Source organism: Saccharothrix hoggarensis, assembly GCF_052936025.1.
Genome location: NZ_CP193624.1, coordinates 4,005,948 through 4,028,582 on the forward strand (window position 1 = coordinate 4,005,948; position 22,635 = coordinate 4,028,582).

Here is a 22,635-nt window from a genome sequence, read left to right on the forward strand (position 1 = left end):
CAGCGGTCACGACGGCTCGCCCGCGTCCCGTTCGCGCAGGTACCGCGTGTGGTCGGCCTGCTGGTTCACGTCGGCCGCGTACACGCGCTCGGCCAGCCGGTGCGCCTCGGCCTCCAGCAGCCCGAGCTGGGTCACGAGCTCGTCGCCGGGGCTCGGCTCGCCGCCCGCGCGCTGCTTCACCGCGAACCACCACGGCAGGTTCAGGTACGTCTGCACGGACAGCGGCAGGTCGGTGCGCGCCAACCGGACGACGGTGTGCCGGAGGTCGGGGTTGGCCGCCAGGGCGTCGGGGCGGGCGAGCAGGTCGTCCAGCACGGCCGCGACGCGGCGCACGCCGTCCACCGCCGGCGACGGCATCCGGGACGCCTGCGCGGTCACCTCGCGGACCAGCCCGTCGAGGTCGGCGCGCAGCCGCCCCGCCTCGGTAACGGCGTCGACCGGCACCAGCCGGACCCGCTCCGGCGGCGCGAGCAGCGCGCCCACCGCGTACAGCCCGGCGACGACCAACGGCCACGCGCCGCCGACCACGCCGGTCAGGTGCAGCAGCACGCCGACGAGCCCGCCGACGCAGCCGACGAGGTTCTTGGTGGAGCCCAGGAAGCGGATCATTGGTAGCCGCGGATCTCCTGGAACACGCCGCCCAGCTCGGCGTTGCGCGCGTCGAACACCTTGCCGCCGGTCAGGGCGGCGACCTCGGACAGCTCCACGTTGCTGCCCTCGCCGAACAGCACCGTGAACACGGGCACCTCCCGCATCGGCTGGGGCAGCCTGCCGAACGACGCCGTGAAGTCGGCGAGGCCCGAGCCGTTCGCGTTCTCGCCGTCGGTCATCAGCACGATCGACGTGAACCGGTCCGGGTCGGCCGCCATCAGCGGACCCATCACGTCGTACGCGCGGGACAGGCTGTCGTAGATCGCCGTGCCGCCGCCATCGGTCAGGCCCTGCGCGTACGCCTCGATCTCCGCCAGACCGGCCCCCGGGTCGCCCTCGGGCAGGGTGAACGTCCGCGGTGTGCCGGGCGTCGTGTTGAACGGCAGCATGGTCACCTCCTCGCGGCTGCGGAACCGGCGGAAGCGGCCGGTGAGCGAGTCGTCCGCGCCGGTCAGGCCGACCAGCGCCGACCGGAGCGACTCGATCCGGTCACCCGCCATGGACCCGGACGTGTCGAGCACGTACAGCGTGCGCGACGGGCGGCGGATCTCGTTGAAGTAGGCCGAGAGCAGCGCGTCGACCGACTCGCGGGCGGCTGGGAACGGCAGCTCGACCAGGTCGCGCACGGCGAACCGGGCGTCCGGCTCGACCCCCGGCACCACGGGCCGCCGGTGCGTGGTCTCCATGATCCGCCGCTGCGCGTCGGGCGTGCGCAGGTGGTCGGTGAGCCGCTGGTGCGCGCCGCGCGCGTCGTCACCGGCGTCGGCGAGCAGGGTCAGGGGGTAGTCCGCGGTGACCACGCCGTCGGACGGGTAGACGATCGTGAGCGGTTCGGGCAGGTTCCCGGCGGCGTTCATCGACAGCAGCACGGACTCGTAGTTGATCAGCCCGTCGACGCGCGCGCCGACGTCCTCGCCGCTCGCCCGGCGCCGGTAGGCCTCCGACAGCCAGCCCGACGAGCCCGCCGACAACGCCTGCGCGGCGAAGAACTCCTTCAGCTCCGGCGTGACGGCCGCGATCTGGCCCGCGTCCACGGCGTTGCCCGCGCCGGCCAACGCCGACGCCACGCCCACCAGGGCGGAGAAGCCGGAGTTCGACGCGGACGGGTCGGTCATGCCGTAGGTGAACGCCCGGCGCCCGGCGTGGTCGGCGATCTCGCCCCAGCCGACCCGCCGGTCCGCCCAACCGAGCCGCCGCGCCGAGGACGTCGACAGGCCGAGCACCACCGGCGAGCTCATGACCTTGACCTGGTTGCCGAGCCGGCGCGCGGCCTCCGGGATGCCCGCCGGGTAGCGGTTGGAGGAGAACCAGACGGCGTCGTACTTGCCGTCGACCTCGCCCTTCGCCAGCGCCTCCGCGCCTTCCAGGGTGCCGGTGAAGGTGAACTTCACCTCGATCCCGGTGGCCTCGGCGGCGTCCTCCAGCACCGGCTGCATGTCGGCGAGCTCGCTGCCCGCGAGCACCCGCAGCACACCGGGTTCGGGTGGACCGGCGGGCCGGTCCGGGTCCGGCGCGTCGGACGTGCACGCGGCCGCCAGCAGCACGACCGGCAGCAACAGGGCCGGCAGCAGCGCTGTCCTCATCGTTCCCCCTCGACGGCCGTCGCGTCGTGCGAGCGGCGCAGGTGCTCTTCGGCGCGGCGGATCTCCCCCGACAGCGACTCGACCGTCACCGCCATGCTGCGCACCGCGTCGGCCCGGTAGCCGTCCACGGCGTCGATCGCGGCGTAGATCCGGTCGAACGACGCGCGGATCGTCTCGACCGCGACGGCGGGGTCGCTGCCCGCGCGGCGGATCTCGGCGCTCTGGAGGTCCAGCAGCTCGGTGTTGGCCCGGATCAGCCCGTCCGTGGTGGACCGCAACGCGGCGATCTCGTCCAGCACGTCCCGTTGGCTCGCCAGCGCTCCGCTCACCACGACCGCGACCCGCAACGCGGCCACGGTCGTCGTCACGGCGCGCTCCACGCCGCGGATCAGCTCGTCGTTGTTGCGGCGGACCAGGTCCAGCGCCAGGTAGCCCTGCGCGCTCACCGCGAGCTGGGTCAGCAGGTCCTGGTGGCGTTGCCGGATCGGGTGCAGCACGTCGGCGCGCAGCGCCCTGGCCCGGTCCGGGTCGGTCAGGTCGAAAACGTCGGCCTGCCGGTCGACCGCGGCGTCCACGGCCTCGGCGAACGCGGCCGCCTCGGACAGCTTCCCCATCGCCCGCCACAGCCGCTCCCGCTCGCCTTTGATGGCGGCGTTGTCGCGGCGCAGGACGTCCTGCCGCTCGCGCAGCTCGACCACCAGCGCGTTCACCGGCTCGCCCGCCGCGCGGTAGCGGTCGAGCGCCTTCTTGGCGGCGTTGGCGACGGGGAACACCTTGAGCAGCTTGCGGCCGGTGATGGGCAGCCTGGCCGGGTCCAGCTCGGCGACGGCGCGGCGCAGGCCCGACAGCGACGTCGTGACGCGGACCTGGGGCGCGTCGTCACGCGACGCGCGGGCCGAGCGATCCAGCATCGCGCCCGCCACGGCCGCCGCGGCCCGCATGTCCGCCTCGCCGACCACCAGCGCGTCGTCCAGCGCGGCGGTGAACTCCGGCGACCGGACGTCCAGCGCGCCCAGGCGTTCAGCGAACTCCTCGGCCCGGCGGGCGATGTCCCGGCGCGTGTCGTCGCCGAGCGCGATCAGGCCCGCCGCGCGCTCCACCGGCACCGGCGGCACGGGTTCCGGCGGGGTGAGCGTGAACTCGTCCATCACTTCGCGACCGCGTCGAGGAGCCGTTCCAGCGTCTCGAACGACGGCGGCTCCACCACGTCGACCAGGTCGGCCGGCGCCTTGTCGCCGACGACCTCGGCGAACAGGCGCGGGTCGCTGGTGCGGAAGCCGAACGTGGCGGCGAGGCGGCCCAGCTCGGGGTCGGTGCTCAGCAGCCGGCCGACCTCGTCGCCCTTGCCGGACAACGGGACCAGCGTGTGCTTGGAGTAGACGGTGGGCGCGAGGTAGAGCAGGCGCATGTCGGGGCGGATCGAGCCGTCGTCGCGCACCAGCCGGTCGAGGTACTGCGACTCGTAGATCAACGCCAGGGGCGTCTTGCCCATGCCGGCGGCGAGGTAGTCCTCGAACGGCCCCTCGGTGCTGTTCTGCGTGTAGCCCTGGTCGCGGAAGAGGCGGGCGACGTCGGGCAGGACGGCCGCCTCCTGCTCGGGCGTGCCGACGACGGTGTCGCCGTTGGCGACGAACGACACGATCGACAGGTACATCGCGGCGGAGTTCGACTCGCCCGGGTTGGTCGTGGTGATCAGGACGTTCTTGCGGGCCGGGTAGGCGGTGTTGCCGGGCAGCTGGTCCCAGCGCGTGCCCGCCTTGGCCAGCTCCAGGTACTTCGCGACGTCCAGCACGCGGTAGTCGCCCGCGCCCTTGGTCACCACGCCCGCGGCTTCGAGCAGCGCCGCGATCGGCTCGAACGTGGCCACGGCCATCGGCGACTGGAACGGCGTGTGCGCGGCGGTGGTGCCGCGGTCGCGTTGGATGCGCTGCGCGGCGGGCGCCGAGGACGGGAACGCGAACTCGTACTTGCCGAGGTCGACGGAGGTGGCGATCTGCCGTGAGCCGGCCGTGTCCACCTCGATCCTCAGGCCGTGCCCGGCGAACGCGTCGACCACGCGCCGGTCGCTGAAGAACGCGAGCTTCTCAGAGCCGATGACACCGCGCACGGTGGTCAGCTCGCTCCCCGCGCCGCCCTCCGCGTCGTCCGGACGGCCCCACACGACGACGGCGACGACCGCGGCCAACAACACCACGGCCAGGCCGATGGACAACCGGCGTTTCACTGGACCCGCTCACCCCCGCGCTCATCCTGATCATCTCTCCCGTTCGACTCGTTTGACGCGCGGAGCGGCGATCAGCGGGCGAACGGTTGGTGAACGGCAGGCGTCGATCCGGCCGCGCGCACGGCGGCGGCCACCGTGACGGCGCAGGCGACGTACGCGGCGGTGCGGTGCGAGGTGAGTTCGGCGAGCGCGGGACCGGCGAGCGCGCCGACGAACGTCGCCACCGCCTCGCCGGTGAACATCACCGCGCTGACGCGCCCCAGCACGTCGGTGGGCGTCACGCGTTGGATCGCGGTCTGCGTGACGACCAGCGCGGCCGAGCCGGACAGGCCGATGAGCACGGCGGATGGCGCCGCCGCAGTGAGCGTGCGGGAGCTGAACAGCAGCACGAACCCCGCGGCGGTGACGACGAGCGCGCCGGCGAGGAGGGGTCCGGTGCGCGCCCGGTCGACGAGGAAGCGGGTGAGGGGCGCGCCGAGCAGGAACCCGACGCCGAGCCCGGACATCACGAGGCCGATCGCCGTGCTGCCGCCGAGGGTGACGATGCCGAACGGCACCAGCAGCGCGCTCAGCGAGGCGTTCGCCGCGAGGAACACCGTGCTGACGACCAGCAACGCCGATGTCGTCCGGTCCGCCCGGAGGAACGCGAACCCCTGGGCGAACTCCTTCGCGAACTCCCGGGCGAACCGGCGGGTGACGGCGCGCGTGCTCCTCGCCGTCGCCCGCTTGGACATCAGCACGAGCAGAACCGCCGAGACCAGGTAGCTCCCGACGTCGGCCAGCACCAGCGCGGGGAACCCTAGGACGCCCATCAACGCGCCGCCCAGTGGCGCGCCGACGAGACGCGCCACGCCGTCGGTGACGGAGTTCAACGCGTTCGCGCCGCTCAACGCGCTGCCCGTGCCGACGACGACCGGCGTGTGGGCCTGGGCGGCCGGGCGGAACACCGCCGTACCCGTGCTCTCCACGACGACCGCGACGTAGACGAGCCAGAGGTCGCCGGGGCCGCGGACCAGGAGGAGCAGCCCGACGGCGCCGGCCCGCAGCACGTCGGCCGCGACCATCACCTTCCGCCGGTCCCACCGGTCGGCCACCACCCCGGCGACCGGGCCGAGCACGACGAGCGGCAGGAACTCCGCGGCCAGCGCCGCGCCCGCCGCCATCACCGAGCCGGTCAGGTGGAAGACGTGCGCGGGCACGGCCACCACGAGCAGCCAGGTGCCGAACACGCTGACCGTCCGCGCCGCCCACAGCAGCCGGAAGTCCCCGACGCGCAACGCAGCCAGCACACGACCCCCTGTGGTTATCTCCACAGGATAGCCACAGAGGTTAGTGTTCTGACAAGATAAGGCCGTGGGACACGACCTGGGGCAGCGGCTACGAGCCCTGCGGGCGGCGAGCGGGCGCACGGTGGCCGCCGTCGCCGCCGACGCGGGACTCTCGGTGCCGTACGTGGCGAACCTGGAGAACGGCCGGGGCAACCCGACCGCCGACGCGCTCACCCGCCTGGCGGAGGCGCTCGGCACCACGCTGACCATCGGCTTCGCCGACTCCGCCGAGCAGCCGGCCGAACTGCCGGCCGCCCTGGTCCGGCTCGGCCGCACGCCCAGGTTCCGCCGCGATGTCCGGGCGCTGGCCGAGGCCACCGGTCAGGACGCCACCGACCTCGCCGGCCGACTGCTGGACGTCCTCGCCAGGCTGGCCGCGCTCACCGGCCGCGACCTCGCCGAAGCGGACTGGCTGCGCCTGCTGGACGCCCTCCTGCTCGTCGCCCTGCACCCGAACCCGGGCACACAGCCCGCTCAGTAGGCCATGAACAGGATCTCGTCGCGCGAGTAGTCGTGGCCCGGGTGGTTCTCCTTGAGGTGCTGCTGGGTCTTGGCCACCAGGTCGTCCTCGTCCTGCCCGGTGATGTGCTCTCCGCACGGGCAGCTGATGTTCTTCTTCATCGCAATCCTCCGCTGGTGATCTCCGCGTCGACTCTACTGAAACCGCCGGTGTTGTCGACCGGCGTGCGAGCACGACGGCAAGCCACGAGAGGCGGTCAGCCGACGGCGTCCAGCACGGCCGCGACCAGGCGGTGGTTCCCGGGCGCGCCACCGCCGCGACCGGCGGGAAGCGGCGCCGCGTGTGGCTGTGCGCGATGCCGCCGCGCGGGTCGGCGAACGCCTGCGCGCCCACCACACCGCTGTGCCCGAACGCGTCCGCGCCGAGTGCGGGGTACCGCACGGCCTGCGCCTCGAACCCGAGGAGGAGGTGGTCCCGCTCCCCCGTCACCAGGTCCGCCCGGTCGCCCGGCGCACCACCTCGCCGGTCAACGCGTCGATCGCCAGGGCGTGGTAGCCGTGCCCTTCCGTCCACAAGGGACGCTCACCGGCCGGCCGCGCGGCGAGGAGCCGGTCGTCGGACAGCTCGGCCGCGGTGAACCCGCCGGGCACGCCGACGAGCCCGGCGCGGTGCGCGAGCAGGTCCCGCAGCGTGATCCGCCCCTTGCCGGAGGCGGCGAACTCCGGCCGGTGCCACGCGACCGCGCGGTCGAGGTCCAGCACGCCGTCCTGCACGAGGAACGCGACGACGAGGTGCGCCGCGCCCTTGCCCGACGAGTACAGCGCCGGCCACGCGTCCTCGGCGAGCCCCGCCCACAGGTCCACGACGCGGCGGCCGTGGTGGTGCACGGCGAGCTGGGCGCCGAGGCCCGGCTCACCGGCCACGACCGCCGCGAACTCGTCGCGCACCCCCTCGAACCCGGGCGCGACGGCACCGTGGACGGTCGTCAGGCGGCGGCGACCGCGCGGGCGAACTTGACGACGCGCTCGGCCTGCACGCGGGCCGCCGCGCGCACGGTCTCGTCCACGGTCGCCGTGCCGCCCGCGTCGTGGTGCGAGGTGCCGTACGGGTTGCCGTCGGCGAACTTGTCGGGGTGCGTGTAGCCGGGGGCGACGACGATCCCGCCGAAGTGGTGGAACGTGTTGGCCAGCGCGAGCAGCGTCGACTCGTGGCCGCCGTGCAGCGTGCCGGTCGAGGTGAACCCGCTGTAGACCTTGTCCGCCAGCAGACCCTGCTGCCAGACCGGGCCGAGCGTGTCGAGGAACTGCTTGAGCTGCGCGGCGACGTTGCCGAACCGCGTGGGCGTGCCCATCACGACCGCGTCGGCCCACACCAGGTCGTCGGCGGTGGCGAGCGGGACGTCCGCAGTCGCGGCGACGTTGGCCGCCCACCCCGGGTTGCCGTCGATCGCGGACTGCGGCGCCAGCTCGGCGACCTTGCGGAGCCGCACCTCGGCGCCCGCCTTCTCGGCCGTGTCGGCGATCTCCTGGGCGATCTGGGCGATGTTGCCGGTCGCCGAGTAGTACACGACCGCGACCTTGACGCGACTGTCCACAGTGGCCCCCTCCTGCTGCTGGATCATGAGCAGGACGATATAGTCACCTATAGATATAGTCAAACTTAGTGACTATCACCTCAGGTGACCAAGGAGCCGCATGCGTCGAGGCGAGCGCAAGCAGACCGAGCCCGACCTGGGCGTCCTCACCGGCCGGCTCCTGTTCGCCGTGCAGGAGGAGCTGTTCGACGCCCTCGCCCGGCGGGGGTTCGCCGACCTCCGCCCGCTGCACGGCGCGGTGCTCGCCTACCTGGACGAGGAGGGCAGCCGGGCCACCGACCTGGCCCGGCGCTCCGGCCAGCACAAGCAGGTCGTCGGCAAGGCGCTGGACGAGCTGGAGGCGCTCGGGTACGTCACCCGCCGCCCCGACCCGGACGACCGGCGGGCGAAGGTCGTCGTCCCGACCGGGCGCGGGCTCGACCAGATGCGCCAGTCCGACGCGATCATGGCCGGCATCGAGGCCCGGCACGCCGAGCGCGTCGGCGCGGAGGCCTTCGACGCGTTCAAGCGGCTGTTCCGACAGGTCGCGGACGACCAGCGGGGCTGGCGCGGCTGAGGCACGACACGGGAGCGGCCTCCCGGCGACGATGCCGGGAGGCCGCTCACGGGCGGCGGGTCAGCCCGCGTGCGCCTCGAACTCGGACAGCTGCCCGGCCGGCCAGCCGGTGTTCCCGGTGAACGTCACCCGCAGGAAGCGGTGGTTCGCGGCGACCGGGATGGTGACCTGGTTGCCGGTCTCCGGGTCGAACCGGTACCCGGCCGACGCCACGAGCTGGCCGTACGTGCCGCCGTCCGCGCTGCCGGACACGCTCAGCGTCTGCGTGCGGGCGGCCCACGCGGCGGCGGGCGGGAGCTTCAGCACGATCCGGTTCACGCCGATCCGCGTGCCCAGGTCCACGGTGAAGGTCTGCGGGAACTGGTTGTTGGCGCTCTCCCAGTAGGTGTTCGCGTCACCGTCCACCGCGGCGGCCGCCGGGAAGCCGCTGTTCGCGCTGGACGCCGTCACCGGCTTCGCCCTGGCCACGTTGCCGGCCGGGGGCGGGGTGGTCGTGGTGGTGCCGCCGGACGCGTAGACCTCCAACTCGGACAGCTGCCCGGCGGGCCAGCCGGTGTTGCCGGTGAACGTCAGCCGCAGGTACCGGTGCGCGCCCGAGACGGGGATCGTCACCTGGTTGCGGGTCGCGGGGTCGAACCGGTACGCGGCCGACGCGACGACCTGGCCGTACGTGCCGCCGTCCGCGCTGCCGGACACGCTCAGCGTCTGCGTGCGGGCCTCCCACGCGGCGGGCGGCGGGAGCTTCAGCACCAGCCGGCCGACGGACTCCGATCGGCCCAGGTCGACCGTGAGCGACTGCGGGAACTGGTTGTTCGCGCTCTCCCAGTAGGTGTTCGCGTCACCGTCCACCGCGGCCGTGGCCGGGAAACCGCCGTTCGCGGTCGTCGCCGTGACCGACTTGCCGCGCGCCAGGTTGCCGCCCGGAGGAACGGTGGTCGTCGTGGTCGTGGTGGTGGTCGTCGTCGTGGTGCTGGTGGGCGGGTTGGTGGGGTCGGTGTAGATCGGGTCCGGCCACGGGCCGCAGTACGGCGTGCCGTCCCAGCCGGAGTTGCCCGTGCCCCTGGTGATCTGGAAGCCGTTGTCCCCCAGGCAGCTGTAGATCCCGGCCCGGCCGAGGCCGGTGGCCGTCACGTTGGTGAAGGACGCGGAGCCGGGCGACTGCAGCTGGATGCCGAACGTGCCCGCGCCGTTGATGCGCACACCGTTGAAGTGCACGTTGGTGATCGTGCCGCTGATGAACTGGATGGCCTCGTAGTTGCTGTCGATCAGGTCGGTGTCGGTGACGTCGATGCGGCCGTTCATCGCGCCGTCACGGGCGTCGAACCACAGCGCGCCCACGCCGAACTGCCAGTTCGAGTCCAGCACGCCGGCGCGCAGGGTGGTGTTGCGGGACAACGTGGTCGTGCCGGACAGGGGCACCGAGGAGAACCGGTTGCCGACGTGGATGCCGCCGCCCTGGTCCTGGGTGTCCGCCACGACGTTCTCGGTGGCGGTGTTGTCCCGACCGCCGTAGATGGCGATGCCGTTGGCCTTCATCGGCACGACCACGGTGTTGCGGCGGATCGTGTTGCTGTGGTCGGCCTGCTGCTCGGACCAGAACGCGATGCCGTCGTCGCTGATGTTGCGGAACAGGTTGTGCTCGATCAGCACGTTGCTGATGCCGCGGTGCAGGTTCATGCCGTCGGCGAGCTGGTCGACGACCTTGTTGTTGCGGATGGTGAGGCCGGAGAACGGACCGTCCAGCCACAGCCCGACCTTGGTGTGCTGCAGGAACATGCCGGAGATCACCGAGCCGCCGCCCAGCGCGCCGCCGATGGCGTTGACCTGGTCGCAGTCGACGCGGTTGGTGACCTCGCCGATGATCGCGAAGTCGTGCAGGCCGACCCGCGTGCTCACGCCGCTGTTGCCGCCCTGGCCGCAGCTCGACGGTTCACCGAGGCCGTAGAAGCCGACCCGGTCGCCGGAGACGACGCTGTGCCAGTGGCCCGCGCCGCGGACCGTCACCTGGTCCACGGTGATGTGCTTGGTAACGGTGAACCGGCCCGCCGGGATCCACACCTCGCGGCCGGACGCCCTGGCGGCGGCGATCGCGGCGTCGAAGGCCCCGTTGTCGTTCGTGCCGTCGTTCGGGGTGGCGCCGTGCTCGGTGACGGAGACGGAGTTCGCGGGCCGCGCGGCCGGGGGCGCGACGAGCTCGAAGTCGGCCAGGTCGATGGTGTACGACGGCGCGGTGTCGCCCGCGTCCACCTGGAGCCTCACCTTGGAGCCCGCGGGCAGCGTGCTCGGGAACAGGGCGCGGGTGGAGTCGTACAGGTGGTGCGGCTTGCCCTGGTTCGGGTCGTTCGCGTACGGGTAGCCGCCGTAGCGCCACGCGTACTTCGACGTGAGCGTGAGGCTGCTCGTCTTGGCGCCGTTGAGGTAGAGCGACAGCGGGGCGGTGATGCCCGCGCCGCCGTTGCCGTCCGGGATGCTGTACCGGAGGTCGATCGAGTTCGCGGGCTCGGTGAGGGTGAACTCGACGTACTTGCCCTGACCGGACAGCGTCACGGCGCGGCGGCCGGACGCCTCCCCCTCCAGCGTGCCCTGGCGGCGGCCGGGGCCGATCTTCGTGCCGTTCGTGGCGGCGGCCTCGGCCTCGTGCTCGACGAAGGGCACGTCGGCGCCTCGGCCGGGGATGTCGAACGGCGACGTGGCGACGGCCGCCGCGGCGATCTCGGCGGAGACCGCGCTCGGCGCCGCCGCGACGGCTATCGCGGCCACCAGGGAGGTGGCCACCGCCGCCGCGCCGAGCGCCAACGGGCGCCGGAGGGTGGGGTCGACTCGCATGGGTTCAGCCCTTCGTTGGACGGGACCTCGAAAGCTGCGGGCAGGGATGTCACGGGGTGTGGCGTGGCGCACACCATAAGCGCGTCGACTCGCGACCCGCAAGATGTGAACGGGATAACGCAAATTGTTGACGATCGTCCTGGTCGCACGCATGCAGCGGTTTCACCGGCACGACACGGAGGTCTGTCCAGCGGTTTCAGGGTTCATCGGGCGATGGGACGCGCGCCGACGCGGCCAGGCCTTGCAGACGGCTTGCGCTGGCTTGCGTTCGTTTGCGGGCGCGGTTCAGGCGTATCGGGGCACGCTTGAGGGCTGTCCGGGCCATCGCCCACCGTGCCCGACCACTCCGCGGTGGACGCCGTCGCGCGCGACCACCCAGCGGGCGGACGTGCCCGTCGGGGCGACCAGCGTGCCGTCGAGGTCGAACAGGACGAGCCCTGGGCAGCAACGGCCCTCGGGTCAGGACAGGCGGCTGTCCTCGCGGGCCGAGGCCGGTCCGACGACCAGGTCGCCCACGGCGCCCTCGTCCAGCAGCTCCAGGAAGACGTCCACCAGCTCGGGGTCGAACCGGGCGCCACGCCCGGACCGCAGCTCCCGCACGGCGTGCTCGTGGGTCAGCGCCCGGCGGTGCGGGCGGTCGGCGCGCATCGCCGCCCAGGCGTCGCACACGGACAGGATGCGGGCTTCGACGCGGATGGCGTCGCGGGTGAGCCCGGCCGGGTAGCCGGCGCCGTCCCACCGCTCGTGGTGCTGGCGGATCACCTCCGCCACCTCGCCGTGGTCCGGCAGCACGCCCACCATGCGCGCGCCGCTGTCCGGGTGCTCGTGCAGGAGGTGCCACTGCTGGTCGGTCAGCGGACCGGACTCGGTGAGCAGGTCGTCGGGCAGCACGATCATGCCGACGTCCAGCAGCCGTCCGGCGCGGTGCACGGTGCGGATCTCGCCCGGGGTGCGCTTCAGCCGCTCGGCCACGGTCCTCGCCCACTCGGCGATGGCCAGGCTCCGGCCCGGACTCGCCACGCGCAGGTCGACCAGGTCCGCGACCTGGTTCAGGTAGTCCACCGCGACGTCCTCCCGGTGCTCGGTGAGCGATGTGCCACCGGCGACCGCGCGATCCCTGCCGAGGTCCTTGGCGAGGTACAGCGCGCGGTCGGCCGCCGACACCAACGCGGACGCGGTGCCGTAGTGCGGCGCGAACGCGGCGGTGCCGGCCGAGAGCGTAACCGTCACGGAACGTCGCCCGCTCACAGCGATCGGGTGGTGCGACACGCCGTGCCGCAGCCGTTCCGCCAACCGGTTCAGGTTGTCCGCGTCCGCACCGGTCGCGATCAGCGCGAACTCCTCGCCGCCGTACCGGGCGAGGACGCGTTCCTCGCCGGCCACGGCCCGCAGCCGGTTGGCCACCTCGACCAGCACCCGGTCGCCCGCCGGGTGCCCGAACCGGTCGTTGATCGACTTGAACCGGTCCACGTCGAGGATCACCACGCCGAGCGGGCTGCCGGCGCGCCGGGCCCGCGCCACCTCGTCGGCGAGCCGCGCCTCGAAGTAGCGGCGGCTGCGCAGCCGGGTGAGGCTGTCCGTGATGGCGAGCCGCCGCTGGTCGACGGCCAGGCCCGCGAGCCGGGTCGCGGTCAGCGCGAACAGCACCGCGCAGCCGACGGCGATCACCGGAACGTCCCGCCGCACGCCGTTGAAGTGCTGCACGAACAGCACCAGCGGGCCGATCAGCGCGCCCGCCGACAGGATGGCCAGCCGGGGCCAGCTCAGCCGCAGCGCGGGCACGTCGACGGCCTGCGCCATCCGACCCATCGACGGGTGCAGGGCGCACGCGCCGAGCGCCAGGTTGCCGGTCAGCCAGATCGCGTCGAGGAAGTTGCCCGCCTCGTAGCTGAGGTCGAGCCGCTGGAGCACGTACACGGTGTCGGCGGTGAGGATCGCGGCGAGCCACAGCGCCAGCAGCACGAACGACGCGTCACGCCGGCCGCCGCCGAACAGCAGCCGCAGCGACACCAGCAGCAGCACCAGGTCCATCAGCGGGTACGCCAGCGACGCCATCTCCACGAGCAGCGGCGTGCCCAGCCGGGTCTGCGGGCCGATCACGAACACCCAGGACAGCAGGCCCGCGACCACGGTGAGCGAGACGGCGTCGAGCAGGCCGGGCAGGTCGCGGTCGGAGCGGCGCTGCCGGATCAGCATCACCAGGCCGGCCACGACGAGCGGGTAGTGGCCGAGGTAGAAGGCGTCCGCGACGGACGGGTAGCTCGTCTCGTTCAGCACGTAGTGCGAGACGTAGAACGTGGTGTCGGCCAGGGCGTACACCAGCTGGCTCAGCCCGAGCACCACCCAGGGCGCCCGGGGCTCGGGTCTGTTGCGCCGCACGCCCCACCAGACGGCCAGGGCGGCGGACGTGCTGACCGCGCAGTAGACGATCACGCGCAGCGGGATCGTGCCGACGAAGATCGGCAGGGCGTAGTACACACCGACCGATAACAGACCGAAAACCAGGTAACCGATCCAGACCTGGTTCTGCTTTTCGATCGGGATTTCGCGGTTTTCGACCGACGTGACTCCGGCGACGCGCAATCCCGGCTCTCCCTACTGCGACGACTACTGCGGCAACGCTGCCATCCGACAAGCGGGGGTCATGAGACCGGGAAACGGGTATCTGCGTCAATCCCTGTTGCCGAGTCTTCATCCAAAGATGTTCCCACCGGTGGGTCCGCCGGTGGGGCGAACCATCGATAGAGTGCCCGGTCATCATGCCGCGGTCGATGGCGAGGCGCGGCGCTCGGACGAGGGGGATGGATGACGAAAGACGCGAAAGACCTGCTGGAGCGGGTGCGGGAGGAGCTGAAGGAGGACGGTGGGACCAACCGGCTGGTGCCGTTGATCGCCAGTGGTGACGCGCCGCTCGACACGTTGCGGGCTTTGGCGGCCGAGGAGCACCGCATCGTGCAGAGCGATTGGCGAGCGTTCCTCACGTTGGCCGCGCAGTCGACCGAACCGGCGCAGCGCGAGTTCTTCGCCGCGGTCGCCGGAGGCGAGGGCCTCGCGTTGGCGAAGCTCGCCGATTTCGCCGCCGCGTGCGGGCTGAGCCCCGACGACGTGGCGTCGTACCGGCCGTTGCCGGGCTGCCAGGCATACCCGTCGTACGTGGCCAGGCTGGCGTTGGACGGCAATCCCCACGACGCGCTGCTCGCGATTCTGGCGAACTTCGCGGAATGGGGCGGCTATTGCGCGGCGATCGCCGCCGCGCTGCGCGAGCACTACGGTTTCAACGACGCGGGCTGCGCGTTCTTCGACTTCTTCGCGGTGCCCGCGCCGGAACTGGACGCCCTCGGCCTGCGCGCGCTGGACCAGGTGCTCGCGACGAAGTGGGAGCCCGCGGGCGCGATGCCCGCCGCGCGCCTGCTGCACTCGTACGAGCTGATGTTCTGGAACACGCTGGCCGACCTGGGCTGACCGGTCGGACCCCGCTGCCGGACCCGTTCAGCACGGCACGAGAGCCGTGCGGGACGGGTCGGGCCAGGACGACCGGGGCGACGTGGGTCGGGCGCCGGTCGTCCGTCATCGGATGACGGAAGGCTGCGCGTCCCAGTTCTCCGGCAGGTCCGGCCGGCCGAACAGGTAGCCCTGCGCGTAGGCGCAGCCGGCGTTGCGCAGCCAGTCGGCCTGCGCCTGGGTCTCGATGCCCTCGGCCACGGTGTGCGCGCCCAGCACCTCCGCCAGGTCGATGATGCAGCGCACGACCCCGGCGGTGCGGCCCGTGTCGGCCAGCGCGCCGGTGAACGACTTGTCGATCTTCACCACGTCGAACGGGTACCGCTGGAGGTAGCTCAGCGACGAGTAGCCGGTGCCGAAGTCGTCCAGCGCCACCCGCACCCCCGTCTCCCGCACCTCCATCAGCCCGCGCATGGCCGCGCCGTCGGCCCACACCGACTCGGTCACCTCGATCGTCAGCCGCTCCGGTGGCAGGTTGGTGGTCTTCAGCACCCGGTCCAGCGAGGGCAGGAACGCGGGTGCGGACAACTGCCGGGTGGACACGTTCACCGTCACGCTGAGGGCGCGGCCCTGCTCGCGCCACCGCATCGCCTGCTCGCACGCGCCCGCCAGCACCTTGTTGCCCAGCGGCACGATCAGCCCGGTCTCCTCGGCCAGCCCGATGAACTCGCCCGGCCCGAGCAGCCCGTGGCCGGGCCGCTGCCACCGCACCAGCGCCTCGGCGCCCGTCGCCGCCGACGTCGCGAGGTCCACGATCGGCTGGTAGTGCAGCACCAGGTGCCCGTCGGTCACGGCGGTCCGCAGGTCGGCCTTGTCGCGCTGCCGCGCCAGCACCCGCTCCCCCATCTCGGGCCGGAACAGCCGGATGCGCCCGCCGCCCTCGCGCTTCGCCGCGTACATCGCGGTGTCGCCGTCGCGCAGCAGGTCGGCCGTGCCGGCGCCGGGCGACGACACGGCGATGCCGACGCTGGCCCGGATCACCGTCTCGTGCCCCAGCCCGGTCAGCGGGCGTGCCAACTCCGACAGCACCCTGGTCGCCAGCCGGGCCGAGTCGCGCACGTCGTGCCCCGGCGCGAGGACGGCGAACTCGTCGCCGCCGAGCCGCGCGGCGGTGGCCACGGGTCCGACGGCGCGGCTGATCCGCTCGGCCGCCGACACCAGGTACCAGTCGCCCGCCTCGTGGCCCTCGGCGTCGTTGACCTCCTTGAACCCGTCGAGGTCGATCACCAGCAGGCCGACCGACTCGCCCGCGAGCAGCGCCTCGTCCACCAGGTGCAGGAAGTGCGCGCGGCCGGCGAGCCCGGTCAGCTCGTCCCGCTCGGCGCGGCTGCGCAGGGCGTCCTCCCACTCGCGGCGCTTGCTCACGTCCAGCGCGGTGACCAGGGTGTGCTGCTCGGAGACGTGCTCGATCGGCACGGCGTGCACCGCGAGCACGGCCGTGGTGCCGTCCGCGCGGGTGACGTCGACCTCCACCGCGTCGTCCGCGGTCCGGCACCCGTGGCCGCAGGACGCGATGTCCGGCCCGTGCGGGCACGGCACCCGCCCCGGCTCCTCAGACGACCAGGCGAGGAGGTCGCGGGCGCGGTCGTTGTGCAGCCGGGGCGTGCCCTCGGCGTCGAGCAGCACGAGGCCGACCGGGCTGGCCCGCACCACCGCCTCGACGGTGCGGTGCGCGTCCTCGACGAGCCGCGCCGCGCGCACCGTCTCGTGCAGGGCCGCCGCCGCGACCACCAGGCCGACCAACGGCATCACCACGGACACGACCAGCGGGCCGGTGACGACGACCGGCGTGACGGTGATCCACACCGCGAAGCCGGACAGGTACCCCAGCAGGGCGGGGACCGCCTTGACCGGGAACCGCTCCGCGTCGCCGCGCACCGCGCGCCGCACCGTGACCGCGAACAGGAAGGTGATGACGGGCTGGGGGTTGGGCAGCACGAACACCGCGCCGTGCGCGATCACGCCCTCCACCACGGCGACCAGCCGGCTGTCCCGCTTGGGCCGCAGCCACCACGACCCGAGGACCACCGGCACCAGCGCGGCGATCACCAGGCCGGCGGGTCCGGAGGCCACGAAGAGCAGGTGGACCGTGAACGCGACCCCGCTGAGCCAGGCGTAGGTCTCCGTCAGCCGGGCGACCCAGCGCAGACCGGACTGGCCGGGCGCCGACAGCGTGTCGTCCACCACGGTGCGGGTTGGACGCGCCACGCCCCGTTACCCCCGAGTCAAGGTGCGATCGACTGAATTCGTTCGCGGAGGAACGCACTATCCACAGCGCCGTTCCCGATCGACAACCGCCATTCGGGTGAGTCCATTGTGGACCCCGATCGTGCCGATCGGGCCGGGCTCAGGAACCGGGTGTCGAGCCCGACGGCGGCTCCGAGTCGGGCAGCGGATCGGGGGTCGTCCGGGACAGGTCCGCGGCGACGGCCTTGGCCTCGTCGATCTTGCGCTGCGACTCGGCCAGCCGCTCTTCCTCGCGGGACGTGTCGATCTCGGGCACGTCGGCGGCGGGCACGTCGGCAACTGGCACGTCGACGGCCGGCGCTTGGCCTCCGGTTCGCTCGGCGACGGCGCTGTCGCCGTCGACCTGGTCGCTCCCCTGGCCCGTGGCGGTCAGGTCGGTCTCGGCGCGGTCGGTCTCGCGTTCGTCGTCGGACATGCGCCGAGGGTTGCCACCGGTCGCGCCGCCAAACTTGGACGCCGGCCGGGCGGCGGGCTACCGTCGATAAGAGCCCGCTGGTTCGTAAGGCCGCCGAGGAGACCCGATGTCGAGCACGACGACCGCGCCGCCCCGCCCGTCCGCACGGCGGCGCGTCACCTTCACGGCGGTGATGCTGACGGTGACCGCGCTGCTGTTCTGGGTGCCGTGGACCGGTTTGCTCGCGCCGGGCGCGCGGTGGCCCTGGCCGGTGCAGGCCGTCGGCACGGCGTTCTTCGTCGTGACGTCGGTGGCGTTCCCGTTCCTGCTCGTCCGCGCGCACGGCCGCCGGCACTCCGACCGGGCCTCCCGGATCGCGCACCTGATGCTCGGCGTGGCGTGGGTGTTCTTCGCGTGGACGGTCGTCACGCACGCGCTGCGGCTCGTGCTTGCGGTCGCGGGCGTGGAGAACCCGTTCCGCGCCCGGTTCATCGCGGTGCTGCTGCTGGTCGTCGGCCTGGCGCTCGTCGCGCACGGCAGCCACGAGGCGCGGCGCGTGCCGCGGGTCAAGCGGACCGACGTGGTGCTCCCCTGGCTGGACGAGGCGTTCGACGGGCTCACCATCGCCGTGCTCGCCGACACGCACTACGGCGCGATCGACCGGACGCGGTGGTCCGAGGGCACGGTGGCGGCGGTGAACGAGCTGCGGCCCGACGTCGTCGTCCACGTCGGCGACATCGCGGACGGCACGGTGGCGCAGCGCCGGGGCCAGGCCGCCGCGCTGGGCGACGTGCGCGCCCCGCACCGGTTCTACGTGTCAGGCAACCACGAGTACCTGAGCAACGCGCAGGCGTGGCTGGACCACATGGCCGAGCTGGGCTGGGCGAGCCTGCACAACCAGCACCGGGTGCTGGAACGCGGTGACGCCCGGCTGGTGTTCGCGGGCGTGGACGACATCACCGCCGCGCACTCCGGCGAGGCGGGCCACGGCGCGGACCTCGCCGCCGCGCTGGCGGGCACCCGCCCGGACGACCCGGTGGTGTTGCTCGCGCACCAGCCGAGCGAGATCCCGAAGGCGGTGGCGGCGGGCGTCGACCTCCAGCTGTCGGGCCACACGCACGGCGGCCAGATCTGGCCGTTCCACCTGCTGGTCCGTCTTCAGCAGCCGGTGCTGGCCGGGTTGAGCCGGCACGGCGAGCGCACCCGTCTCTACACGAGCCGGGGCGCCGGGTTCTGGGGTCCGCCGCTGCGCGTGTTCGCGCCGAGCGAGATCTCCCTGCTCACGCTGCGGGCCGCTCAGCGGCGACGGGGCGGCGGCTCGTAGTCGTAGTCGTCGGGGAGGTCGAACGGGAGCGGGCGGTTGGACCACGCGTCGACCAGCACGACGATCCCGGCGCACACGACGACGAGGACGCCGACCCAGGGCAGGCCACCCCAGGCCACCACGCCCCCGATCAGCACCAGCGGCAGGACCATGAACAGGACGAACGGGTCCACCCGCCCGAGCCGTCGCCGTCCTCCGGAGCTCGCCATCCACACCCTCCCAGTCAAGCGCCTCGAGGGTGAACTTACGCGACGCGTCCGGCCCGGGGGTCAACCGGGCGCGTCAGCGGTCGTGGCCGCGCTGCTCGCGTCCCGGGTACTGGCCGTGGGCGCGCTCCAACGCCGTGCCGAGCACGGCGAGCAGGATCATGCCCACGCCGAGCCCGAGGTGCAGGAGGTTGTCGGCCGAGTTGAACGGCAGGAAGTTCGCCGCGCCGCCGGCGTGCCCGATCGCGTGCACCACCGAGCCGTAGACCCAGAACAGCAGGTAGAGGAAGCCGCCCGCGCCGAGGAACAGGCGGGCCGAGCCCCACGACCGGGCGGCCGCGACGCCCGCCACGCCGAACAGCAGGTGCACCACGTTGTGCAGCGCGGACACCTGGAACACGCCGAGGAGGGCGGCCTCGGAGTGCGGCCCGGCGAGGCCGAACCGGTCGAAGTCGGCCGTCACGCCCGGCACGAACCCCAGCACCCCGACCAGCAGGAACACCACCCCGACCAGGAGGGCGAACGTCTGGATGGGACGTCGGCGGGCGCCGACGCGTTCGGTTGGGGTCGTCATGGAGGTCCTCCGATCACCGCGTGACGATGGCGTACCCGGAGCGGTCGGGGTGAAACGAAGATCGCTGACTCCCGCAGGCGCGGAGTTACACTCGCTTTCGTGCCGAATCTGCGGATCAGTGATGCGGCCGGACTGCTGGGCGTCAGCGACGACACGGTGCGCCGCTGGATCGAGCAGGGCCGGTTGGCCGAGGTGCAGCTCGACAGCGGGCGCAAGGGCGTCGACGGCCGCGAGCTGGCCGAGTTCGCCCAACGCCTGGCGGAGGCGCCCGAGCCGGGCGTGACGGTGGCCGCGTCGGCGCGCAACCGGATGCGCGGGATCGTCACCAGGGTCGTCAAGGACGGTGTGATGGCGCAGGTCGAGCTGCAGGCCGGTCCGTTCCGCGTGGTGTCGCTGATGAGCCGCGACTCGGCCGACGAGCTCGGGCTGGAGGTCGGCAGCGTCGCCGTCGCGTCGATCAAGTCGACCCACGTCGTCGTCGAGATCCCGGAGGTGTGACGTGCGCGCACTGGTGCTGGCAGCAGTGTTGGCGGCCGGCTGCGGCACGGCGGCCTGCGGCACGGCCGAACCCGCCGGCGCGGTGACGGGCCGCGTCACGGTGTTCGCGGCGGCGTCGCTGACCGAGACGTTCACCCGGCTCGGCGAGGACTTCGAGGCCGCGCACCCGGGCGTGGAGGTGGTGTTCAACTTCGGCGGCAGTTCGGGCCTGGCCCGGCAGATCGGCGAGGGCGCGCCGGCGGACGTGTTCGCCTCCGCCGCGCCCGCCGACATGGCCCGCGTCGCCGACGCGGGCGGGACCGCCGACGCCGCCGCGGTGTTCGCCCGCAACCGGTTGGAGATCGCGGTGCCGGCGGGCAACCCGGCGGGGGTGGCCGGGCTGGCGGACTTCGCCGACGCCGACGTCAAGGTCGCGCTGTGCGCGGAGCAGGTGCCGTGCGGCGCGGCGGCGAAGCGGGCGTTCGAGGCGGCCGGGGTCACCCCGCGCCCGGACACGCTGGAGCAGGACGTGAAGGCGGTGCTGACCAAGGTGCGCCTCGGCGAGGTGGACGCCGCGCTGGTGTACCGGACGGACGTGCGGTCCGCCGCCGGCGAGGTGGAGGGCATCGCGTTCCCCGAGGCCGACCGGACCGTCAACGACTACCCGATCGCGCCGCTGGCGAAGGCGCGCAACGCGGCGGGCGCGCGGGCGTTCGTCGACCACGTCCGCTCCGACCGGGGTCGGGCGGTGCTCGCCGAGGCCGGGTTCGAGTCGCCGTGACGCCGACCCGCCGACGTGCCGGTGGCCGCCTCCCGGTGGTGCTGGTGCTGCCGGCCGTGGCGGGGCTGGCGTTCCTGCTCGTGCCGCTGGTCGGGTTGTTGCTCCGGGCGCCGTGGGGGACGTTGCCGGGTCAGCTGTTCAGCGCCTCCGTCGGCGAGGCGCTGCGGCTGTCGCTGGTGTGCGCGACGCTCGCCACGGTGGTGTGCCTGGTGCTCGGCGTGCCGCTGGCGTGGCTGCTGGCGCGCGGCGACGTGCCGGGACGGGGTGTGCTGCGGGCGCTGGTGACGGTGCCGCTGGTGCTGCCGCCGGTGGTGGGCGGGGTGGCGTTGCTGTTCGTGCTGGGCCGTCGGGGGCTGGTCGGGCAGCACCTCGACGCGTGGTTCGGCATCTCGTTGCCGTTCACCACGGCCGGGGTGGTCCTGGCGGAGGCGTTCGTGGCGATGCCGTTCCTGGTGATCTCGGTGGAGGGCGCGTTGCGCGCGGCCGACCCGCGGTACGAGGAGGCCGCCGCCACCCTGGGCGCGTCGCGGTGGCTGGCGTTCCGGCGGGTCACCCTGCCGTCGATCCTGCCGGGCGTGGTGGCGGGCACGGTGCTGTGCTGGGCGCGCGCGTTGGGCGAGTTCGGCGCCACCATCACGTTCGCGGGCAACTTCCCCGGCGAGACGACCACCATGCCGCTGGCCGTGTACCTGGCGCTGGAGAGCGACCCGGACGCGGCGATCGTGCTCAGCGTGGTGCTGCTGCTGGTGTCCGTCGGCGTGCTGGCCGCGTTGCGCGACCGGTGGATCAGCGGGCCGTCATGACGTTGCACGCGGACCTGCGGGTCGCCCGCGGCCGGTTCCGCCTCGACGCGGAGCTGACCGTCGAACCGGGCGAGGTGGTCGCCCTGCTCGGGCCGAACGGCGCGGGCAAGACCACCGCGCTGCGCGCGCTCGCCGGGCTGCTCCCGTTGACCGGCGGGCACATCCGGGTCGGCGGGCGGACGTGGGACGCGCCGCCGGACGTGTTCCGGCCGGCCGAACGGCGTCCGATCGGCGTGGTGTTCCAGGACTACCTGCTGTTCGCGCACCTGTCGGCGCTGGAGAACGTGGCGTTCGGGCTGCGCGCCCGCGGTGTCGGGCGGGCGGAGGCGCGGGAGCGGGCCGCCCGGTGGCTCGACCGGGTCGGGCTCGCCGAGCACGCCAAGGCCAGGCCGCGCACGCTGTCCGGCGGTCAGGCGCAACGCGTCGCCCTGGCCCGCGCGCTCGTCACGGGTCCGGAACTCCTGCTGCTCGACGAGCCGCTGGCGGCGCTGGACGCGGCGACCCGGCTGCACGTGCGCGCCGAACTGGGCCGGCACCTGCGCGACTTCCCCGGCCACACGCTGCTCGTCACGCACGACCCGCTGGACGCGATGGTGCTCGCCGACCGGCTGGTCGTCCTGGAGCACGGCGAGGTGGTGCAGCAGGGCACGCCCGCCGAGGTGGCGCGCCGGCCGCGCACGGCGTACGTCGCCGACCTGGTCGGCCTCAACCTCTACCGCGGCACGGCGCGCGGCACGGCCGTGGAGCTGGACGACGGCGGCACGCTCACCGTGGCGACGCCGGCGGACGGTCCGGTGCACGTCGTGTTCCCGCCCACCGCGGTCAGCCTGCACCCCGACCACCCCACCGGCAGCCCGCGCAACGCGTGGCGCGTGACCGTGGCCGGGATCGAGCAGCACGCCCACACCACCCGCCTGCGGCTGGACGGCGTGCCGCCCGTGCTGGCCGACGTCACGACGGCGACCGTCGCCGACCTCCGCCTCCAGCCCGGCGACGCGCTGTGGGCCGCGGTGAAGGCCACCGAGGTTCATGCCTACCCGGCCTGACGCACCGCAAGTGTGACTCTCCAATCACACTTTTCAACGCTCTGACCTGCACTGCTTGAC

The 22,635-nt window shown here is 73.3% G+C and carries 22 protein-coding genes; 8 read left to right on the forward strand and 14 right to left on the reverse strand.

Annotation, left to right across the window (positions count from 1 at the left end):
* Positions 1–6: 6 nt before the first annotated feature.
* From ACRAKH_RS18380 to ACRAKH_RS18400, 5 genes are all read right to left on the reverse strand, one after another.
* Positions 7–609 carry a hypothetical protein gene (locus ACRAKH_RS18380; RefSeq protein ID WP_447009140.1) on the reverse strand — a complete coding sequence of 201 codons (603 nt, stop codon included), beginning with the start codon at positions 607–609 and terminating at the stop codon, positions 7–9.
* On the reverse strand, positions 606–2,234 hold the full coding sequence (locus ACRAKH_RS18385) for a substrate-binding domain-containing protein (protein WP_380724674.1): 1,629 nt from the start codon (positions 2,232–2,234) through the stop codon (positions 606–608). The genes ACRAKH_RS18380 and ACRAKH_RS18385 overlap by 4 nt, the downstream gene beginning before the upstream one ends.
* Positions 2,231–3,382, reverse strand: coding sequence for a toxic anion resistance protein (locus ACRAKH_RS18390; protein ID WP_380724673.1), 1,152 nt, complete (start codon positions 3,380–3,382; stop codon positions 2,231–2,233). Before ACRAKH_RS18390 ends, ACRAKH_RS18385 begins: the two co-directional genes overlap by 4 nt.
* A complete protein-coding gene (locus ACRAKH_RS18395) occupies positions 3,382–4,458 on the reverse strand; it encodes a hypothetical protein (protein WP_380724672.1) in 1,077 nt (358 codons plus the stop codon). Before ACRAKH_RS18395 ends, ACRAKH_RS18390 begins: the two co-directional genes overlap by 1 nt.
* Positions 4,459–4,529: 71 nt before the next feature.
* Positions 4,530–5,735 carry an MFS transporter gene (locus tag ACRAKH_RS18400; RefSeq protein ID WP_380724671.1) on the reverse strand — a complete coding sequence of 402 codons (1,206 nt, stop codon included), beginning with the start codon at positions 5,733–5,735 and terminating at the stop codon, positions 4,530–4,532.
* Positions 5,736–5,811: 76 nt separating this feature from the next.
* On the opposite strand from ACRAKH_RS18400, the gene ACRAKH_RS18405 reads away from it, so the two are divergent.
* Complete coding sequence (locus ACRAKH_RS18405) at positions 5,812–6,267, forward strand: helix-turn-helix domain-containing protein (protein ID WP_380724670.1); 456 nt, start codon at positions 5,812–5,814, stop codon at positions 6,265–6,267.
* Here the strand turns inward: ACRAKH_RS18405 and ACRAKH_RS18410 are convergent.
* The 3 genes from ACRAKH_RS18410 to wrbA form a co-directional block, all read right to left on the reverse strand.
* Positions 6,261–6,407 (reverse strand): DUF1059 domain-containing protein, encoded by a 147-nt coding sequence (locus tag ACRAKH_RS18410; protein ID WP_380724669.1) that lies wholly within the window; start codon positions 6,405–6,407, stop codon positions 6,261–6,263. The genes ACRAKH_RS18405 and ACRAKH_RS18410 overlap by 7 nt on opposite strands.
* A 324-nt stretch (positions 6,408–6,731) precedes the next feature.
* Entirely contained in the window at positions 6,732–7,193 is a 462-nt protein-coding gene (locus tag ACRAKH_RS18415) for a serine hydrolase domain-containing protein (RefSeq protein WP_380724668.1), read from the reverse strand.
* A 38-nt stretch (positions 7,194–7,231) separates the two neighbouring features.
* On the reverse strand, positions 7,232–7,867 hold the full coding sequence (gene wrbA / locus ACRAKH_RS18420; protein WP_380724667.1) for an NAD(P)H:quinone oxidoreductase: 636 nt from the start codon (positions 7,865–7,867) through the stop codon (positions 7,232–7,234).
* A gap of 73 nt (positions 7,868–7,940) precedes the next feature.
* Here wrbA and ACRAKH_RS18425 point away from each other — a divergent pair, with 73 nt between their 5' ends.
* Positions 7,941–8,396, forward strand: a complete 456-nt coding sequence (locus ACRAKH_RS18425; protein WP_380724666.1) for a MarR family winged helix-turn-helix transcriptional regulator — start codon at positions 7,941–7,943, stop codon at positions 8,394–8,396.
* Positions 8,397–8,456: 60 nt separating this feature from the next.
* Here the strand turns inward: ACRAKH_RS18425 and ACRAKH_RS18430 are convergent, their stop codons facing one another.
* The gene (locus tag ACRAKH_RS18430) at positions 8,457–11,222 is read right to left on the reverse strand and encodes a discoidin domain-containing protein (protein WP_380724665.1); all 2,766 of its coding nucleotides are present in this window, start codon (positions 11,220–11,222) and stop codon (positions 8,457–8,459) included.
* Positions 11,223–11,681: 459 nt separating this feature from the next.
* A complete protein-coding gene (locus ACRAKH_RS18435) occupies positions 11,682–13,700 on the reverse strand; it encodes a diguanylate cyclase (protein WP_380724664.1) in 2,019 nt (672 codons plus the stop codon).
* Positions 13,701–14,027: 327 nt separating this feature from the next.
* Between ACRAKH_RS18435 and ACRAKH_RS18440 the strand changes: the two genes are divergently transcribed.
* Complete coding sequence (locus ACRAKH_RS18440) at positions 14,028–14,684, forward strand: thiaminase II/PqqC family protein (RefSeq protein WP_380724663.1); 657 nt, start codon at positions 14,028–14,030, stop codon at positions 14,682–14,684.
* Between the two features lie 105 nt (positions 14,685–14,789).
* On the opposite strand, the gene ACRAKH_RS18445 is transcribed toward ACRAKH_RS18440, so the two are convergent.
* Positions 14,790–16,931 (reverse strand): putative bifunctional diguanylate cyclase/phosphodiesterase, encoded by a 2,142-nt coding sequence (locus tag ACRAKH_RS18445; protein ID WP_380724662.1) that lies wholly within the window; start codon positions 16,929–16,931, stop codon positions 14,790–14,792.
* Positions 16,932–17,070: 139 nt separating this feature from the next.
* Positions 17,071–17,385: a hypothetical protein gene (locus ACRAKH_RS18450; protein ID WP_380724661.1), complete on the reverse strand. Its 315-nt coding sequence runs from the start codon at positions 17,383–17,385 to the stop codon at positions 17,071–17,073.
* 106 nt (positions 17,386–17,491) lie between these two features.
* Between ACRAKH_RS18450 and ACRAKH_RS18455 the strand changes: the two genes are divergently transcribed.
* Positions 17,492–18,688: a metallophosphoesterase gene (locus ACRAKH_RS18455; RefSeq protein ID WP_380724660.1), complete on the forward strand. Its 1,197-nt coding sequence runs from the start codon at positions 17,492–17,494 to the stop codon at positions 18,686–18,688.
* On the opposite strand, the gene ACRAKH_RS18460 is transcribed toward ACRAKH_RS18455, so the two are convergent.
* Together ACRAKH_RS18460 and ACRAKH_RS18465 are read right to left on the reverse strand one after the other, a co-directional pair.
* A complete protein-coding gene (locus ACRAKH_RS18460) occupies positions 18,661–18,897 on the reverse strand; it encodes a hypothetical protein (protein ID WP_380724659.1) in 237 nt (78 codons plus the stop codon). The two genes, ACRAKH_RS18455 and ACRAKH_RS18460, sit on opposite strands and share 28 nt — an antisense overlap.
* A gap of 73 nt (positions 18,898–18,970) precedes the next feature.
* Positions 18,971–19,468, reverse strand: coding sequence for a DUF4383 domain-containing protein (locus ACRAKH_RS18465; RefSeq protein ID WP_380724658.1), 498 nt, complete (start codon positions 19,466–19,468; stop codon positions 18,971–18,973).
* 99 nt (positions 19,469–19,567) lie between these two features.
* On the opposite strand from ACRAKH_RS18465, the gene ACRAKH_RS18470 reads away from it, so the two are divergent.
* The 4 genes from ACRAKH_RS18470 to ACRAKH_RS18485 are packed head-to-tail and all read left to right on the forward strand — an operon-like array spanning position 19,568 to position 22,575.
* Positions 19,568–19,966 carry a TOBE domain-containing protein gene (locus ACRAKH_RS18470; protein ID WP_380724657.1) on the forward strand — a complete coding sequence of 133 codons (399 nt, stop codon included), beginning with the start codon at positions 19,568–19,570 and terminating at the stop codon, positions 19,964–19,966.
* A 1-nt stretch (position 19,967) separates the two neighbouring features.
* The gene (gene modA / locus ACRAKH_RS18475) at positions 19,968–20,726 is read left to right on the forward strand and encodes a molybdate ABC transporter substrate-binding protein (protein ID WP_447009141.1); all 759 of its coding nucleotides are present in this window, start codon (positions 19,968–19,970) and stop codon (positions 20,724–20,726) included.
* A complete protein-coding gene (modB, locus tag ACRAKH_RS18480; RefSeq protein ID WP_380724655.1) occupies positions 20,723–21,529 on the forward strand; it encodes a molybdate ABC transporter permease subunit in 807 nt (268 codons plus the stop codon). The genes modA and modB overlap by 4 nt, the downstream gene beginning before the upstream one ends.
* Positions 21,526–22,575 carry an ABC transporter ATP-binding protein gene (locus ACRAKH_RS18485; RefSeq protein WP_447009142.1) on the forward strand — a complete coding sequence of 350 codons (1,050 nt, stop codon included), beginning with the start codon at positions 21,526–21,528 and terminating at the stop codon, positions 22,573–22,575. The genes modB and ACRAKH_RS18485 overlap by 4 nt, the downstream gene beginning before the upstream one ends.
* Positions 22,576–22,635 lie beyond the last annotated feature (60 nt).